This is a genomic window from Pseudomonas sp. PDM32, from assembly GCF_019219225.1.
Lineage (GTDB): Bacteria > Pseudomonadota > Gammaproteobacteria > Pseudomonadales > Pseudomonadaceae > Aquipseudomonas > Aquipseudomonas laurylsulfatiphila.
This window is the reverse complement of the sequence record NZ_JAHUWE010000037.1, coordinates 1-676: the sequence shown is the minus strand read 5'-3', so window position 1 is coordinate 676 and position 676 is coordinate 1. Positions and strand designations below refer to the sequence as shown.

The following is a 676-nucleotide window of genomic DNA, read 5'->3' as shown; positions in this document are numbered from 1 at the left end:
CGCAGAACGGTCCGGTCACCGTGACGTTGGACAGCGGCAAGGTCATCACCATTGCCGAAGGTCAGAGCTCCGGTAGCCTGCCGGTCACTGTCGGCAACGACGTCTACACCGGTCCAACCACCGTCACCGAATCCATCAAGGACGCGGTGGGTGGCAACCTCGAGTCCATCAACCCGATCAAGACTCCGGTCAGCACCACGGTTACCGACGTCAACGACACCACCACCGTGACCTTGACCGCGACGCCGAGCGTGGACGAGAACGGCACCATCACCTACACCGCCACGCTGACCGATGCCCAAGGCAAGCCAGTGACCGCACAAAACGGCCCAGTGACCGTGACGTTGGACAGCGGCAAGGTCATCACCATCGCCGAAGGCCAGAGCTCCGGTAGCCTGCCGGTCACCGTCGGCAACGACGTCTACCAAGGCCCAACCACCGTCACTGAATCCATCAAGGACGCGGTGGGTGGCAACCTGGAATTGGTGTCGCCAAACACAACGCCAGTGACCACCACGGTCAATGACGTCAACGACACCACCACCGTGACCCTGACCGCGACGCCGAGCGTCGACGAGAACGGCACCATCACCTACACCGCCACGCTGACCGATGCCCAGGGCAAACCGGTCACCGCGCAGAACGGTCCGGTCACCGTGACGTTGGACAGCGGCAA

1 protein-coding gene is annotated in these 676 nt (G+C 63.0%); it reads left to right on the top strand.

Features of this window, described 5'->3' with window-relative positions:
- The coding region (locus tag KW846_RS29680) for an immunoglobulin-like domain-containing protein (protein WP_218486459.1) at positions 1-676 on the top strand (676 nt) is incomplete at both ends.